Source organism: Sedimentibacter sp. B4, from assembly GCF_000309315.1.
Lineage (GTDB): Bacteria > Bacillota > Clostridia > Tissierellales > Sedimentibacteraceae > Sedimentibacter > Sedimentibacter saalensis.
This window is the reverse complement of record NZ_CANG01000853.1, coordinates 1-210: the sequence shown is the minus strand read 5'-3', so window position 1 is coordinate 210 and position 210 is coordinate 1. Positions and strand designations below refer to the sequence as shown.

The following is a 210-nucleotide window of genomic DNA, read 5'->3' as shown; positions in this document are numbered from 1 at the left end:
GTCGATGAAGCGGCCGCCGGGGTTGCCGTTCCACACCCACAGCGAGGTGTAGTTGCCCTGACCGACGTAGATCGCCTTGAGGCGGTAGGTGTCGGGTCGCAGCTTGATCGAGTAGGTGTTGTCGCTAGCCACCTCGACCTGGTTGATGAAGTCACTGCCCTTGAAGGCTGCGATGACGATGTCGGTGCCGGTCGGCCCGTTCACCTTCCC

The 210-nt window shown here is 62.4% G+C and carries 1 protein-coding gene; it reads right to left on the bottom strand.

Annotation, left to right across the window (positions count from 1 at the left end; genetic code table 11):
- A partial coding sequence (locus tag BN358_RS27065; RefSeq protein WP_198018497.1) for a hypothetical protein occupies positions 1 to 210 on the bottom strand: 210 nt, incomplete at both ends.